Genomic DNA, 16,579 nt, shown 5'->3' with positions numbered 1-16,579 from the left:
TAGTTCTCCGTTTTTCCTCGGCGTCTCGGCGTCTCAGCGTTGAGAGGTCTTAGTTTTTTTCGTCGTGCTCCTAGTGGGCTGAACAGTTACAGCAGTAAGCAAGTGGCGTAAAAAAACTAAGTTAAATTGCGAGAGTTAGTCGTATTTTTATAAAGGGTGGTTTATGACTGTGCAGCACACGCAAGTTCGCAATGTTGGTAGCAAGCAGAAAAATTTTTGTAGCCTGGCTTTTGCGGTGATCGGTCTGGCCTGTTTGCTTACGGTCCCGGTTCAAGCGCAAGCGCAAATTTCGCCTTCTAGCAAAGCAGAAACGAGCTTTGTGATCGTCAGTGGTAGTGCCGCGTATAAACAAAGAATCGCCTTGCCGCCCGATGCCGTGTTGACAGTGCGGGTAGAGGATGTTTCGCGCGCCGATGCACATGCCAAGGTCTTGGCTGAGACCAGCGAATCCTTCGGAAATCGCCAGGTGCCTATCCGCTTTTTACTCAAAGTACCTAGCTCGGCGATCGACGAGCGTTTTACTTATTCGGTGCGCGCCACCATCAAGTCTGGCAATGATTTATTGTTTAGCACTACGCGCAGCTACCCGGTGCTGACACGTGGCGCGGCCAATCAAGTTGATCTGATGCTCGATGCGGTGCCGCCACCAGTCGCAACGTCAGCGTCGAATGTGGTAAAGCCAGTGCCGGTCACAGTCCCAGTCCCGACGCCCAAGCGCGAGTTGGTTTTGCCAGCCAGTTTCGCCGGACTTCTGCCATGCGCTGATTGCCAGGGCGTGGCGCAAACCCTAAGTTTGCGGGCCGACGGTCTGTATCGCTTGCGTCGCACTTATCTGGGTAAAGACATGGCGGCCGTATCGGAATTGGGGCGATGGCGCCTGGATGCTGGCACCAGGCAAGTCAAGCTGATTAGCCCGCAGAGTGTGACTCAGATGGAGTTGCTCGATGATGGAAATTTACGTTTGCTCGATCAGCAAGGGCACAGCATCAAGACCTCGGCAAATCTAGAGTTAAGACGTACCGTACAACTTGATGCTATTAGTGAAACTTTGCGCTGGCGTGGCGAATTAAATTTTTTGACGGATGTTGCTAGTTTTCGCGATTGCGCTAGTGGCATAGCTTGGCCAGTGGCGACTGCCGCAGAATACGTTCAGCTTGAGCAAGCGTATCGGCAATCTGCCAAGCCGCTGTTGATACAATTTGATGGACGACTTACGCTCATACCATCTACCGAGAGTGCGCCGCGTGAGCAAATGCTGATAGAGCGACTCGACCAAGCAGAACCTGGCATGACTTGTGTGCCTAAGAAAAACGAGATCGCCAGGGAGATCAAAATGTCGGAAGAAAGTAAGGTAGGGGGCAAACCCGCTGCCAGTTTAACTGAGACTTACTGGAAGCTCAGCGAGCTAGACGGCGTGAAGATTTCCATGTCGGCCACCCAAAAACGTGAGGTTAGAATTAGCTTGAGCGCGGACGGTGCAGGTGTCAGCGGTTTTGGCGGCTGCAATCAATTGAACGGCTCTTATCAGCAAAGCGCTAGCGCGCTGCGCTTTAGTCAGATGGCGAGTACGCGTATGGCTTGCGCGGCGCCGTTTATGGCACTGGAAAGCCAGGTCCTGAGTATGTTAGCAGCGGTGAATATGTACAGGATAGAAGGCGATCAGTTAGCGCTATTTAAGGATGATCAGTTAGTTGCGCGTTTTGATGCGGTGTATTTACATTGATTCACACTTAAATATTTGTTTTTTTGATATATTTATCGCAGTCGGCTATGACTAGTGCTATTCTTTCTGCTAATTGCAAAAAACCAAGGTTTTTGCTGATTTTTTTAGTTATTGATGTTTGCTAATGGTTGATTTTTCATTTCACTTTCCGGAGATTTTCATGACACGTTTGACTAAAATCGTACTCGCCTGTGCCTTAGCCTTCCCAGTTGCCGCATTTGCCCAAGCCACTGTCACTACTGCCAGCGCAGCCGCATCTGGTATGCGTGCCAAAGCCGGTGAAATCGAAGTACGTGCGACCGTGGTTGAGTTGGATATGGCCAATCGTATCGCCACCTTAAAAGGTCCTAAGGGTAAATTGGTGACGATGAATGTTCCAGCGGAAGTGAAAAATTTTGATCAAGTCTTGGTTGGCGATCAATTGGTTGTACGTTATATGACTGCGGTTGCTGCAACTTTGGAGCCAGTCTCAAACAATGGTATTCGTGAACGCGTAGAATCGACCACCACTGGCGCTGCTCCTGCTGGTGGTATGCCAGGCGCCTTGGTTGGTCGTAAAGTAGAAATTTTAGCTGACGTCAAAGCGCTAGACGCCAAAGCCGGCACGGCAACATTGCGCGGCGCGACCCGCGAATTTATTATCGCGATACCTGAAGGTGTAGATGTTAGTAAAGTAAAAGTCGGTAGCCAGGTAAGGGCAGTGTTTGTTGAAGCGGTGGTTCTGAATGTCGAACGCGTCGCTAAACCCGCAGCACCAGCGGCTACTGCTAAGCCAGCAGCTCCAGCAGTCCCAGCGGTGAAGAAGTAAGCCTCTGGCTTAGTTTCTTAAGTTAAGGAAAAAACTGATATGAAAATCCAATTAAAAAATAGCCTATTGCCATTGGCAATGGTGGCGTCCTTGTTGAGTGGCTGTGCCAGTGGCCCAGAAGTGCATGCGGTATTTGATAGGGCTGCTGACTTCACGCAATACAAGACCTTTGCATACGCTAGCCCTTTAGCGACAGATAGAGGCGGCTATCAAAGCATAGTTTCGCAAGAGTTGAAGGCAAACACAACGCGCGAAATGGAAGCACGCGGTATGCGCTTGGTAGAAACTGCACCGCAACTGCTGGTCAATTTCAATGCCAGTTTGAGTGATAAAACACGTGTCAGCACCATGCCTGTCTCTACCGTTGGTTATGGCATGGGCATGGGTTATTACGGCTATCGTGGCGGCATGTACTCGGCCTATCCTATGTATATGGATCAGACTGTGGTGTCGCAATACAAAGAAGGCACTTTGAATATCGACGTGGTTGATGCTGCCCGCAAGCAATTGGTGTGGGAAGGCGTCGTGACCGATAGCGTAACGCAAAAAGATCTGGCTAATATGCCAGAAGCTTTGTCGATAGCGGTAAAAGCGGCATTTGCCAAGTATCCTTTGCCTGCCCCGGGTAAATAAGTCTTGGCTATTTAGTTGTTGAAAAAAGCGAACCTCAGGTTCGTTTTTTTTTGTTCTTGTTCAAGTGATTGCCGGTCAAGCTACATTCCATGACTGGTTGTTTTTGTTGAACAAATGCCACTTGATTGATCTAGGCGTTTTCTTACTTGTGATTAGCTGTAAATTGGATAATACTTAGATCGCTCTAGTTGCTACTATTTCGTCGTGAAGATGCCTTGATGCCTTGTTTGGTTCGCTACTAAAGAGATTTGCGAACCTATCTATTTTTTACCTAGGTATTTCAGTAATATTTTTTTGCTTTTATGCAAGATTAACTGAGGGAGAAATTCCATGAAAAAAATGCTAACAGCAGGATGTTGGCTTAGGCGTCTTCCGGCAATGTTTGGCTTTTTGTTGGTGACATTGTCTAGCTTTAATGTGTATGCCACAGAAAAATTAATTGTTTATATTACCCCAGGTTTAGACCTGCCGTTTTGGCGCACCTTAGGGGGCGGCGTCAAAGATATGGCGCTCGCCAATGACTACCAATATCTGGTTTTAGACAGCAAAAATAAGGATGAAAATCAGACCGCGCATATCAAAACGGCGATCGCTAAAGGGGCTGCCGGTATCGTGATATCTCCGACTGACAGCAAAGCCGCTCCGGCGATTTTAGAATTAGCCAGTCGCGCCAAGATACCGGTCGTCATCGCAGACATCGGTACTAATGGAGGGGATTACATTTCCTATGTTAAGTCAGATAACTACAAGGGCGCATTTGGGGTAGGTGTTGCGCTCGCTGCGGCGCTAAAAGAAAAAGGCTGGGACAATGAGCAGTTCGCACTTTGTACTATTTCTCTTGCTAGAAAAAATGGACAAGACCGAACCAATGGATTTCGCGATGCAATGAAGGAAGCAGGTTTTACCAATGAAGTTGCGATTATGCAGATGCAAAATTATTCTATCGAAGAGACCTACGGTTTCGTCAATCAAATTTTGACAGAGCATCCGAAATTGCGCGCCTTGTTTGTCGAGGTCGATAAGCCAACATTGGGAGCACTGAAAGCCATCAGAGAAAAACGCAGGCAAGGGGAGGTGCTGGTTGGGTCGTTTGACGGTATCCCAGAGTTTGTTGATTATCTCAAGGCCGGTACTATTATTGCGGTTGGCATGCAGCAGCCGTATCTGATAGGGAGTAAGGCAGTTGAAGCTTTGCTCGCCAGTTTTAAGGGGAATGCTCCCGCCAAGCAGATTGTGGTTCCCATTTTAATTGCAACAAATAAAAACATTCAGGAACTCCTGCCCGTCGCAAATAAAACCGTTTTTGGTGTCGACTCGAAATAGATGTTGCATGCGATCTGGCTTGATTTAGTGGGGGTTTTTTATGTTTGAGTTATGTATCCACTTCGATTAACCCTCCGGCAGCGCCTCGCTTTCAGCTATGGTGCGGTGATAGTCTTGCTGATAGCGGTGAGTTTCCTGGGTTTGGGAGTGTTGGCTGATTTAAGTCGTATCACTGATGATGCTTTAAAGGATAAATATCCGAAAACTATCTTGGTGAATCAAATAATCAATGACTTAGAGAGTAGTGCGCGCGCCATGCGCAATACCTTATTTCTCAAAGACGATCCTCAATTGCAGCAACAGTTGATAGAAATTCAAACTGCAAAGACACGGATGGTCGAGGCGCTGGCGAGTCTCAAAAAATATGCCGCCGCGGTCGGCGCTGACGCGCAAGTGACAGACATCGTTCGTGAAATTGAGATTGTTAACTCTGCTTATGTCGTCAATCAAGATGATTTCGTTAATATGGTCTCTGAGAAGAGAATGAACGAGGCCAAAAATTTATTACTGGTGGACTTGCATCCCTATCAGATCCAATATTTTGATTTGCTGCATAAATTAAATCGACATCAAAGTGTATTGATGGCCGATGCCAGCGACGAAATTTTCCAAGCTTCCAATTACGCCAGAAAACTGATCATTGCTTTGACGGTGGTCGCAGTTCTGTTGAGTATATTTATTACCGTATTTATTGCCCGTTCATTGTTAGCGCAATTGGGAGGGGAGCCTGATTATGCTGCGACTATTGCAAAACGAATCACCGCCGGTGATTTGAGCTCCGACATTTACATTGATAGTGGCGATGAATCCAGCCTGTTATTTGTAATGCGGGCGATGCGCGACCGGCTGCTGGAACGTACCGATTCCTTAGAAAGTGCAAATCTTGAATTGGAGGCGATGGTCGATACACTTAAACGAACTCAAGATGATCTGGTGTCCAGTGAAAAAATGGCTGCACTCGGGTATCTGGTGGCAGGAATCGCGCACGAATTGAATACGCCGATCGGTAATGGCGTGATGACCGCGAGCACTCTGGCCGACATGACCAATGCGATGTCTGAAAGTCTTAAAAACAACTCAGTGCGTCGCTCTGCACTAGATCATTTTTTTACGGAGATGCAGCAAGGTGAAGAAATTTTATTGAGAAACTTGAATCGTGCTAGCGAACTGGTGAGTAGTTTTAAACAGGTAGCAGTCGATAGAGAGACCTCTCAGTTTAGGAAATTTATGCTCAGTGATGTGGTAAATGAAATCCTGCTGACTTTGCAGCCCACGATAAAAACAACTCCATTCAAACTTGTCTGTGAGGTCGCACCCGGGATTTCTATGGAAACTTATCCTGGGCCTCTTGGTCAAGTGTTGACTAACTTAATTAATAATGCCTTGATACACGGATTTGATCGTAGGGAAAACGGAACTATCGTCGTCTCGGTACAGAACGAAACAGATCAAACACTGGAATTGCTAGTGGCTGATGATGGAGTAGGGATTCCTCCGGAAAATTTGCCTCATATTTACGAACCATTTTTCACAACAAGACTAGGTTTCGGAGGATCAGGCTTAGGCTTGCATATTGTCCATAACGTGGTGCATGCCCTCTTGCGTGGGAAAATTAAGGTTCAAAGTGAAATCAATATGGGGACTACGTTCACCATCAGTTTGCCCAAAAAAATCACTCCAGATTAATCGCTAATTTCTGTCTATTGCCGCATCGACATTGCCTCAATTATTCCCTTGTTTTTCAGCTTTTTCGAACTTTGTTCTTGGCTCTTGTTGCGCGCGTTTTTTGCTGCTATTGCTGTGCTAGTCGCGTGGCGATCAATAAGTGATTGACCATGCTTGTTGCTATCCCATACACTTTCGCAATTAATAAGAATTTACCTACCTGAAGAAGACCTATCATGACTTTTAAACGAATTTTCCTTGCTGTACTCATACTGGTTTTGCTGGTGACGGGATATTTTTATGCGGCCTTAAATTGGAGCTACTCCTCGGGTGAGAGGGCTGGCTGGATACAGAAATTGTCGAACAAGGGCTGGGTCTGTAAAACCTGGGAAGGCGAATTGGCTTTGGTGTCTTTGCCAGGTAGCGCCACGGTAGAAAAATTCCAATTTTCGGTACACGATGAAAAAGTGGCGGCCGAGTTGACCGAGGTAATGGGGCGTCGTGTGACTTTGCATTACGAAGAAAAAGTGGGATTGCCAACTTCGTGTTTTGGTGAGACGCGTCACTATGTCACCAAGGTGACGGTGGCGAATGACATCTCCATCTCTCCTGGCGTGGTGGTACATAGAGAGGCGCCGGATGCGGCTGCTGCATCTGTCCCAGCCACGAATAAATAATCTTATATTTATTTGCCCTGAACTAGTCGGGGCGAACAGATGTTTTGATGTTTTCGAGATTCAAAGATGAGTGCGAATCTCCGCGTTTTTTGCTTTAGATATGGATGTAGTAATGAAAAAACCTCTGCTCATGGGTATTGCATGGACACTGACTCAGTGCTGTTTGGCTGATTTTGCCTATGCCGCTCAAGCGCTTGGTATTAGTCAGGCCTTAGCCTTGGCTAGCCAGAACTCGGGTAAGTTGGGTGGGGCGAATGCTGCCGTGACGCAGGCACAGGAGCAAGTGCAGGCGGTGGCTGGTCTTGGTGGCCCCATCCTCGCGCTCACTGGTATGGGCTATAGTTTTGAGCGTCAGCAAAATATTAGCCTGCAACCCTACGCCAGCAATATCAACGGCATGATCAGCGGTCTGCCTATTCCACCGAGTGCTTTGCCGATACCGATAGATATTCCGACTTTGCCAGATTCGGTGAATCTGCATGTGCGTAAAACCGGTGCGGTGGGCTTCGTGAATGCCATACTGCCTTTGTACACTGGTGGCCGCATCGATGGGGTGCGCGGTGTGGCAGCAGGGCGCGCTTCTGAGAGTGTCGCGAATGCACAGCAAGAGCGCGATGAAGTACAAGCGACTTTGATACAGCGCTATTTCGGGGTGCAGGCGACTGCGCAAGTGGCGCAATTGCGTGAGGCCGCCAGAGTAGGCGTGGCCGAGCATCTGGCTACTGCCAAACGTATGGAAGCGGCGGGTCTGTTGGCCAAGGTTGAACGCTTGCAGGCCGATGTTGCGTATGCCAATGCGCTGCGCGATGCCGCTAAGGCCCAACATGATAGCGCGCTAGCGCGCCGTGCTTTGGATTCTATGCTCGATACTGAATATGCGGCAGCGGTGTTGGCGACCCCTTTATTTGTCGATACCCGAGATCTGGAACCCTTAGAGCACTATGTCACCCGCGCGCTGGCCGCGCATCCGGGTATGGCGATTGTCAGCGCCAAACGTCAGCAAACCGAGGGCCTGCATCAGATTGAAGAGGGCATACATAAACCTAGTGTGTTTGCCTATGGGGTGGCAGAACCGCATAAGGGGCGACCGGATTGGATGGTCGGCATCGTGCTTAATTGGGTCTTGATTGATGGCACCGATAGAGCAGCCTTGTCACGTTCTAGCGTGGCAGCAGCGCAAAGAGTGGATCAGGCAGAGCGTCAGGCCAGACAAGATATCGCCTTGCTAGTCGAGCGCAATTATCGCAATCTGGATCAAGCCAAATTGAAATATCTGGCGCTGCGCGCTGACGAGGAGTTGGCGCGGGAGTATCTGCGCCTACGCGTCAAGAGTCTGGCATCTGGTCTGGGGACTGCGGTCGAAGTGATTGATGCGCAACTGAATCTGGCCAAGGTACAGGCAGAGCAAACTGGCGCGGCCTATGAATACAGTATGGCGCTGGTGGCTTTACTGAGCACGACTGGCGAGCTGGCAAATTTCCCGCAACTGGCACAGAGCGCTGATATTCAGCATCCTCAATGAGATCATGGTCTTTCGGTTTTGAGCTGTGTACATTAAATTTAATCTAGTCTGAATAGTGATAGCGAGTGGTCTTTGATGAAAACAAAAATAATTCCAATCTTGGTACTGGCGCTGGTGGCTGCTGTGATCGCCTTAGGTTTGTGGTTGTCTGGGCGGACCGGGCCTATACAGTTTCAGGGGCAAATGGAGGCCGAGCAGATTTCGGTTGCGCCTAAGGTGCCGGGGCGGGTCAGCCAGGTACTGGTCACCGAAGGGCAGCTCATTTCTGCCGGTACCCATCTGATCGTCATGGATGCGCCGGAAATTCAAGCCAAGGCGCAGCAAGCGAATGCGGTCAGGGATGCGGCGCAAGCACTGAATGATAAAGCGCAAAACGGCGCCCGCAAAGAAGAAATACGCATGGCACAGATGAACGCGCAACGCGCTACGATAGCGGCAAATCTGGCGGAAATTTCGTTCAAGCGAGTCGATGGTTTGGCACGCGATGGCTTGATCGCAACACAAAAACGCGATGAAGCCGAAGCCAATTGGCGCGCCAATGCCGATCTGGCGCGCGCCGCGCAGGCACAATACGAGATGGCGCAAGCGGGTGCCCGTAGCGAAGATAAAGCGGCTGCTGCGGCGCAATTACGTCAGGCGGGTGGCGCTGTGGCCGAAGTGAATGCGGCATTAAAAGAGTCGCAATTGACGAGCCCGGTGGCAGGTGAAGTGACCAAGGTGAATGCTAAGGTCGGTGAGTTGTCGCCCGCTGGGGTGCCGGTGGTGGTGGTGACCGATCTGGCGCGCAATTGGATGGTCTTGAATGTGCGCGAAGATTTGCTTAGCCGCTTTCAGAAAGGCAAAAAATTTACCGCAGCGATCCCCGCACTGAATTTAAAAGAAGTCGAATTCGAGGTCTATGCCTTGGCGGCCCAGCCCGATTTTGCCACCTGGCGCGCCGCACCTGGCGGTACCAACTTTGATGCCAAGACCTTTGAAATCAAGGCGCGCCCAGTCAAGCCTTTGGCTGGGGCGCGGCCTGGTATGTCGGTGTTGGTGAGTGTGACGCTCTAGTGTCCGTGTCTAAGTTGAAACCATCAGCATGGCAGCGCGTGTTGCGGCGTGAGTGGCTGGCCTTGCGCGCCAAGCCCTGGGAATTGGCTTTAATGAGTTGGTGGCCCTTGCTATTGCTGGCGATACTCTGGTGGACGTTGGCGGCAGGTCTGCCACGCAATTTGCCTTTGGTCTGGGTTGATCACGATAAATCAGCCAGTTCACGTCAACTCTTGCAATTACTAGAGTCCTCGCCAACGCTCAGCCTTAGTTTACGACTGCCCGATGAAGTCGCTGCCATGCAAGCGGTGCGTAGTGGTCATGCGGTCGGCTGGTTGCTGGTGCCACGTGATTTTGAGCGGGACATTAAACGTGGCGTCGCCCCCACCGTGCACCTGCAGGTCAACGCTCAGCAATCGACCGCAGCCGGTATGGTGAAAAGCCAGGTGCAAACTGCGCTGGCATTGTTTTCGGCTGGTGCTGAATTGAAAATCCGTACGGCGCAAGGCGAGCCGGCCGCATCAGCCATGAATAATCTAGAGCCCTTGCGACCGGGCTTGATGACTTTATTTAACGGCAGCATGAATTACGAAGCGTTTTTAGTCCCGGCATTAGGCACCGCTTTGCTGCAATTATTTGCAATGTTCATTGCGGTGGCCTGTGTTGGCCGCGAGCTTAAGCATGGCACGGTCAAGGTCTGGCTAGAGCATGCAGATGGTAATTTACTGATTGCCTTGGCTGCGAAATTATTCATCAATCTGGCGCCATTGGCCTTGCTTACTTGCGGCATGGTGTTTGGACTTGGCTTGCTGCGCGGTTTTGCGATTGCCGGGTCCTTGCCTTTGTTATTGCTGGCTCATCTGCTGGGCTTAGTGGCCAACGCGGCGCTGGGCGTGGTGGCTGTGCTGGCAACGCGCAGCTTGCGCATGGGCTTGTCGGTGGCGGGCGTGATTGCGTCTCCGGCGTTTACTTATTCCGGTGCAGGCTATCCTTTGATGGCGATGCCGCTGGCGGCGCAGGTTTGGGCCTGGCTGCTGCCACTGACCCATTTATTAAGACTACAGGCGGAGCAATGGGGTATGGGCGCGCCGGTAATCTATAGCTTAGATGACTTGGGGGTGTTAGCGGCGATGGCTATTTTGCCTTGGCTGCTGGTGCCTAGGCTGATCTCGCCTTGCTTAAGTGCTTATGCCTGGGGACGAGCATGAGCAAGAGTCTCGGTAATAGCCGCAACAATAGCCAGAACAAAAACCATTTTATGGCGGAGTTTTTAAGCAGCTGGCGTTTGACTTGGCGTTATTTGCGGCGCGACAGTGGTGCCTTGTTGTTGCTGGTCGCGGCTGGCGCTTTCTATGCGTTTTTCTATCCTTTGCCGTATTCCACCGAGCAGATCAGACGGGTGCCCGTGGCGGTGGTGGATGGTGACCAGAGTAGTTTGTCACGCCAGTTAGTGCGCTTTGCACAAGTCTCACCGGGGCTAGATGTGAAGCTCGTTGCGGCTAGCCAGATGCAGGCGCAGCAAGCCTTGTGGAGGCGCGAAGTGGAGGGCGTGCTGATCATACCCCCAGGTTTGGCGCGCCATGCCACGCAAGGGCAGGCCATGACTTTACCGGTGTTGGGCAATGGCAGTTATTTGCTCCTGAATAAAATGGTGTTGGAAGGCTTTGCCAAAAGCGTAGGGACACTCTCGGCTGGCATAGAGATCGCCAAACGGCAGGCGCGTGGTGCCAGCCCGCAGCAGGCCGCTGAGCAGCGCGCTCCCGTGCATTTAAAAATTGACGCGCTATTTAATGAGAGCGAAGGTTACGCCAGCTATATCGTGCCAGCGGTAGCGGTGATTATTGTGCAGCAAACCCTGTTGATCGGTGCCTCGATTATGGCCGGTAGCTGGTGTCAGCGTGGCCGCGCCCGGGCGCGCTGGTTGTTGCGACGACCATCGCGCGCACTCGCCGTTTGGCTGTTGTTGGCGCTGATAGGCATGCTTAATGGTCTGTTTTTCTTTGGTTTTGTGTTTTGGTTTTGGGATTACCCACGAGGTGGCGATTTCGTTTTGGCGGCACTGGTGTTGTTGCCGTTCGTGCTGACCAGTTCGGCACTTGGTATCGCCCTGGGGGCGTGGGCGCGTCAGCGCGAAGCGGTGTTTATGCTGGCGGTGGCAACTTCGATACCCTTACTGTTTTTAAGCGGCATCTCATGGCCTTTAGAAGCCGTGCCTCTGCCGCTACAATGGCTGGCTTCAACCCTGCCTACCAGTGCTGGGATACAAGCGCTGGTAGCAGTGAATCAAATGGGGGCTAGCTTAGCAGAGGTGTTGCCTCAGTTATCGCATCTATGGCTGCTCAGTTTTATCTGGATGGGCGTGGCAGTGTGGATGCTCAAGCGCGCAGCACAGAAGAGCTGATAAAGTCAAAAACAGATGCCGCCACAGCGCAATCAACATGCGCCTGCTGGCGGTATCTGGCCTGCAGGCCGCATGCCTATTGCGTGTTGGCAGGGCAGCTATTTAATAAAGTTCAGCACTAAATTCAGCACTAAATTCAGCACTAAACTCAGCCCTAAAAATCATATTTGATACCCATCGCCAAAGCTTGTCTGGCTTGCCCCGGATTGCCGGTGCCGCCCGCTTTGCCGAAACCGCCCAATACATAATCGGCACGGCTGCCGTTGCGCAAGTATAAAGCTTGCACCCATAGATCGGTTTGCTTAGAGAGTGCATGACGGGCACCCAGGCTAGTTAAACCCGAGGCACTGCCATCACCAATAAAGACGCCGGAAAATACCGGAGTCTGATCGCCCGAGCCGGCTCCCGCATGGTAGTAGCCCAGTTCAAAGCTGGTGGCGCCCTGGTACAGTTTTCCTATGATGCCGTAGCCCTGTTGGCTCAGCGCCCGCTTGCCTGGGTTAGCGTAGTGCAGATCCTGAAAGTAGGCACCAAGATAGGCGCGGCTGCCCAGCTTATAGCCGGCCGAGAATAAACTTAGATGATCGTGTAGATCCGGGCCGCGCGCATTGTGATGGTAGTTGTACGCCACGCCAGCTATAAAATCCTGATCAGCATATTGGAATTTACTCGATGAGGCGTAAGCGTTGCGACAGCCAGCTGCACTGCTTTCGGCTAATGAAATATGGCTGGCAAAACTAAGACCGTTGAAAACCGGGCTATCGTAGCGCAGCGAATTTCCGTAGCGATTATCGAAGGAAAAATTGTTGCCGCTATCGGTGCCAGCGACGCTGCCATTGCAGACTTTGCCTTCGCCATTATTGATGTTGCTATAGCCATTGCCCCAAAAACCATTCTGATTATCATTACTGACATTGGTGACCCAGCCGGGTCCGGCGACCGAGTGAAAATCATCTAAGGGAGTGAGCATATAACCTAGCCTAAGTTTGCCGAAATTACCCTGTAGACCCAGGCTGGTTTCCCGGCCGCCTATCGTGCCGCTGCCGGTGTCTGGGCTCAGCGAACTTTCGATGACAAAGGACGCGGTCAGGCCGTTACCGAGTTCTTCCATCCCTTTAAAGCCGATACGGCTAGCCAGATTGTTTTGTGATGTGAGAGTAGGGCTGGCTAAGCCATAGCCGCTGTAGTGAACCAGGCCAAGATTAAGCCGCCCATACACGCTTACTTTAGATTGTGCTTGCGCGGTGCTAGCTATGATTAAGCTCGCGAACAGCAGGGTTTGAATGGCAATTTTTGACATGGCGTTCTCGCTGAAATGCAATGCAGGAAATCGGAGGCTACTCTTGACATTCAGACTTGCGTGGGCACTAGCACCTACCAAATGCCGAGATTAACAATATACCTATTGTTATCGAATATCGATGTTAATTAAACCAATCTTGCTGCGAACGCTGAAACCCATCAGTTTTTCTTCATTACGCACATTTGGAACGCCAAATTTTAGAAGGAAGCTTCTATCCTGCTTTTGGTGGTTTTTTTCAGCCGATACCAGCCAGGTATTCGAAGCGTTCAGTTTCAAAGTCCGGTATTTTTTTCGCGGCGTCAGAGTGAAACAAGCTTGCAACTAAAGCCGCACACAAGCCGCAAACTAGCTTTAAACCAAATGCAAAACGCTAGTGTTTTATTGTTGTTAAATAACATTGCCATTCGGAAATGTAAATTTATGTTACAGATAATGTGGTAACTTAATAAGTACATCGCTGTACGTGGTGAAAAATATTTTTTCGATAATTGTCTGCAGATACAGGGAATTCGGCGTGAGAAATGCGATGTTACAGCGGTCCAAGGAAGAGACTATCCTTTTCATGCTCGGTGGTTCGACCATCGTGAGTGTGCTGCCCTTTGGTGTCGTCAGAATTTTGCAGGGCAATTGGGTGTTGGCGGCGGTCGATTTGTCTATCGTCTTTATGATCAGCGCCATCATCGTGTTTGTCTGGTTTACTCAGAAAATACGCGCCGCCAGCATACTGGCAACCATCTTTTATTCTATCGGCATGTTGGCCTCGGTGTATGTCAAAGGGCAGGTCATTGTGTATTGGGTGTATCCGACCATGATTGCGGCTTTCTTTATGCTCAATGCGCGCGAAGCTCTGCTGATCAATACGGTTTCTCTGAGCGTGCTGATGGAGATTTTGTTTGGGCGCATGAGTTTTCTCGACCTCTCTAGTGTTGCCATTACTCTGGTGCTGATTAATCTCTTTTCCTACATTTTTTCTTACCGTACCAATCTGCAGCATCTGGAACTCAATCATCAAGCGGAGTTGGATTTTTTGACCGGGGTCGGTAATCGACGTGCCTTTAATCGCAAAATGACCGAGTTGTTTCGGCCGCATAATGCGCGTATCGATGCCTGTTTATTTGTGCTTGATCTGGATCACTTTAAATACGTCAATGATCAGTTCGGGCATGCGGTTGGCGATCAGGTTTTGGTGAAATTTTGCGAGTTGATGCGCTCGCGCATCCGTGCCATCGATAGTATGTTTCGCTTTGGTGGCGAAGAATTTGTAATCGTCACCATGCGCACCGATCAAGAATCGGCCAAGACTCTTGCCGAGGAATTGCGCAGTTTGGTAGAGACTACCGTGCTGATCCCAAACTACCAGGTCACGGTGTCGATAGGTGTTGCCAAACGCTGCGAAGCTGAGTGTAGTGATGCCTGGTTTCAGCGTGCCGATGGCATGCTGTATGAGGCCAAACAATCTGGTCGCAATCAGGTCAGCATGGCAGACTGATTTGCTCCCCCCCACAAAAAAAATCACCCGCTAATTTGCTGATACAGGTTGGTGACTTTATCCATGATTTCCAGCAGGCGCTCGCTGGTGGTGGCGACGTTAGTTGCTGCCATATTGCGGCCTTTGCTGTCTTCGGTTTGTTTGATCGCGTTATCGAAAAATAGCCATTGTTGCTGCGCCATTTCTAATTCTTCCTTAATCCTGGTGTTATTGATGGGCGCCTTGCTGAGGGTGTTCATACTGGCGATAAATTCTTTGCGGGCCGCCTCTAACTTGGCGCTGCCATCGGCCGGCATCAGGCCCCACTGCGCGGCTTGATAATACTTGGCCATACGTTGCGACAGCATGCGCTGGCGACCGGCTAAGTTGACTAATTGACCGTTACTGGTGCCCGCATGTTTCTCTAGTTGAGTGGTAATGCTGTCGTTCATACGCAGCATCTCTTCACTCAGGGAGAGTATGGCTTTGGCATCTTGTTTATTCGCGACCTTACCGACCAGAAGTTCTTTATAACTACTCCAGGTTTTTTCCATTTCCAGCAGTGCTGATTTTATTTCCGGGGTAGGCGCAAATGCGCGTAACTCTACCGCCTGTCGATCAAAGTTAGACAAGGAAAGATCGAGAATTTTTTTCGATTTTTCAAGATCGACTTCCAGTCCGATTTGTAGATAGGCCTTGGCCATGCGTTGCGAGAGCATGCGTTGGCGACCTGATTTATTGATGGCCTCACCCATGCTGCTGACCTGCGCCTGTGCGCTAGTGATTGCAGAGAAGTTGCTCGCCAAGAGCAGGCCGACAGCCAGAAAATTTCTACGCTTCATAAGGGTCTCGTTAGATCATGGGGAAGCTTGCAGTCTAGGTAAGGTGTTGCAATGCCGCAATAGTTCTGACGAGCTAGGTCGTATGGGAGGTCTCAAGCTTAATTTATATACTCCACCCTAGTATTATTTTTTGCCCAATGTTTATGTGCGCAAGCGGCATGTTTTTATAAATTGATAGGGGAGTATGTGTTTTAAGCGAAATACTATGAGCGATTAGTCAGGCGTGCATTGCCAAACTGCTAGCAATTGCTTTAGCATGGTATTGATGCAGATCATGAAAAATGACACGGACATCTAAAATAATTGACACAGGAGACCAGTATGTCGCAGCAAAGTAGCGGTAGGGCAGGTGATAGCGCCGCGCCGGATATTAAAACCGTCATCGATGAAGAGTCGCCTTTTCCACCGATCCGCAGGGTAGGGATGTTTCGTGCGTTAGTTTGGTTGCAGTTGGGATGGAAAGATTTTCTGGCTGCGCCTAAGGTCAGTCTATTTTACGGCCTCTGTTTTGCCGCCATGGGCTGGCTATTAAACACGGTGCTGGCACATGCACCACAATATTTGTCTGCCATGTCGTGTGGCTTTCTATTGCTAGGACCTTTACTCTCACTCGGTTTGTACGATATCAGCCGCCGACTGGAACGCGAAAAAAGCGGCATGCTGGTAACGCTATTCTCGATGCGCGGGCGCTGGAGCAATATCGGTATCCTGGCGCTGGTGCTGGCGGTGATCATGCTGGTCTGGGCGCGTGCTTCTTTGGTGGTGTTTGCGCTGTTCTATAACAAGGGCATGCCGACCATGCACGGTTTTTTATCCCAGTTATTTTCGCTGGCTAATCTGGAGTTTATTGCCGTGTATTGCTGCATAGGCTTTGTGTTTGCCAGTCTGGTATTTGCCATCAGTTGGGTCTCGATACCTTTGATGTTGGATAGAGATACCGACGCAATTACTGCCATGATCATCAGTACGGTGTCGCTGTTTATCAACGTGCCTGCCACTCTAGTCTGGGCGGTGATGATCGTCGCTCTGGTGGTGTTGGGATTCTTTAGCTGGAACCTGGGATTAATCATCGCCATGCCTGTGGTTGGTCACGCTACCTGGCATGCCTACCGGGAAGTGGTGGGGCGACACGGCGAGACGCCTTAAACGTAATTGAGCCTGAAAAAAAAAGGGTGTTGATGC

Annotated in this window: 14 protein-coding genes; 12 read left to right on the top strand and 2 right to left on the bottom strand. The window is 50.2% G+C overall.

Annotated features, from left to right (window positions below; genetic code table 11):
• Positions 1-163 precede the first annotated feature (163 nt).
• The 10 genes from EJN92_RS00815 to EJN92_RS00770 all read left to right on the top strand — a co-directional run bounded on the left by EJN92_RS00815 (position 164) and on the right by EJN92_RS00770 (position 11,784).
• A complete protein-coding gene (locus EJN92_RS00815) occupies positions 164-1,723 on the top strand; it encodes a YbaY family lipoprotein (RefSeq protein ID WP_126126097.1) in 1,560 nt (519 codons plus the stop codon).
• Between the two features lie 160 nt (positions 1,724-1,883).
• Positions 1,884-2,531: a hypothetical protein gene (locus EJN92_RS00810; RefSeq protein ID WP_126126096.1), complete on the top strand. Its 648-nt coding sequence runs from the start codon at positions 1,884-1,886 to the stop codon at positions 2,529-2,531.
• A gap of 39 nt (positions 2,532-2,570) precedes the next feature.
• Positions 2,571-3,164 (top strand): DUF4136 domain-containing protein, encoded by a 594-nt coding sequence (locus EJN92_RS00805; RefSeq protein ID WP_126126095.1) that lies wholly within the window; start codon positions 2,571-2,573, stop codon positions 3,162-3,164.
• Between the two features lie 330 nt (positions 3,165-3,494).
• Positions 3,495-4,487: a substrate-binding domain-containing protein gene (locus EJN92_RS00800; protein ID WP_227869640.1), complete on the top strand. Its 993-nt coding sequence runs from the start codon at positions 3,495-3,497 to the stop codon at positions 4,485-4,487.
• 51 nt (positions 4,488-4,538) lie between these two features.
• Positions 4,539-6,173 (top strand): ATP-binding protein, encoded by a 1,635-nt coding sequence (locus EJN92_RS00795; protein WP_126126094.1) that lies wholly within the window; start codon positions 4,539-4,541, stop codon positions 6,171-6,173.
• A gap of 215 nt (positions 6,174-6,388) precedes the next feature.
• Entirely contained in the window at positions 6,389-6,829 is a 441-nt protein-coding gene (locus tag EJN92_RS00790; protein WP_227869639.1) for a hypothetical protein, read from the top strand.
• Between the two features lie 112 nt (positions 6,830-6,941).
• Positions 6,942-8,351, top strand: a complete 1,410-nt coding sequence (locus EJN92_RS00785) for a TolC family protein (RefSeq protein ID WP_170174842.1) — start codon at positions 6,942-6,944, stop codon at positions 8,349-8,351.
• A gap of 75 nt (positions 8,352-8,426) precedes the next feature.
• Entirely contained in the window at positions 8,427-9,404 is a 978-nt protein-coding gene (locus tag EJN92_RS00780; protein ID WP_126126092.1) for an HlyD family secretion protein, read from the top strand.
• A gap of 5 nt (positions 9,405-9,409) precedes the next feature.
• The gene (locus EJN92_RS00775; RefSeq protein ID WP_126126091.1) at positions 9,410-10,591 is read left to right on the top strand and encodes an ABC transporter permease; all 1,182 of its coding nucleotides are present in this window, start codon (positions 9,410-9,412) and stop codon (positions 10,589-10,591) included.
• Positions 10,588-11,784 carry an ABC transporter permease gene (locus EJN92_RS00770; protein ID WP_126126090.1) on the top strand — a complete coding sequence of 399 codons (1,197 nt, stop codon included), beginning with the start codon at positions 10,588-10,590 and terminating at the stop codon, positions 11,782-11,784. Before EJN92_RS00775 ends, EJN92_RS00770 begins: the two co-directional genes overlap by 4 nt.
• 154 nt (positions 11,785-11,938) lie before the next feature.
• Here EJN92_RS00770 and EJN92_RS00765 read toward each other — a convergent pair whose 3' ends face one another.
• The gene (locus tag EJN92_RS00765; protein ID WP_126126089.1) at positions 11,939-13,084 is read right to left on the bottom strand and encodes a porin; all 1,146 of its coding nucleotides are present in this window, start codon (positions 13,082-13,084) and stop codon (positions 11,939-11,941) included.
• A gap of 529 nt (positions 13,085-13,613) precedes the next feature.
• On the opposite strand from EJN92_RS00765, the gene EJN92_RS00760 reads away from it, so the two are divergent.
• Entirely contained in the window at positions 13,614-14,576 is a 963-nt protein-coding gene (locus EJN92_RS00760; RefSeq protein ID WP_126126088.1) for a GGDEF domain-containing protein, read from the top strand.
• A gap of 23 nt (positions 14,577-14,599) precedes the next feature.
• Here EJN92_RS00760 and EJN92_RS00755 read toward each other — a convergent pair whose 3' ends face one another.
• Complete coding sequence (locus EJN92_RS00755) at positions 14,600-15,397, bottom strand: type IV pili methyl-accepting chemotaxis transducer N-terminal domain-containing protein (protein ID WP_126126087.1); 798 nt, start codon at positions 15,395-15,397, stop codon at positions 14,600-14,602.
• Positions 15,398-15,718: 321 nt separating this feature from the next.
• On the opposite strand from EJN92_RS00755, the gene EJN92_RS00750 reads away from it, so the two are divergent.
• Positions 15,719-16,543 (top strand): DUF2189 domain-containing protein, encoded by an 825-nt coding sequence (locus EJN92_RS00750; RefSeq protein WP_126126086.1) that lies wholly within the window; start codon positions 15,719-15,721, stop codon positions 16,541-16,543.
• Positions 16,544-16,579 lie beyond the last annotated feature (36 nt).

The sequence above is a fragment of the Undibacterium parvum genome, from assembly GCF_003955735.1.
GTDB lineage: Bacteria > Pseudomonadota > Gammaproteobacteria > Burkholderiales > Burkholderiaceae_D > Undibacterium > Undibacterium parvum.
The sequence above is the reverse complement of the archived record's forward strand: the minus strand, read 5'-3'. Positions and strand labels throughout refer to the sequence as shown.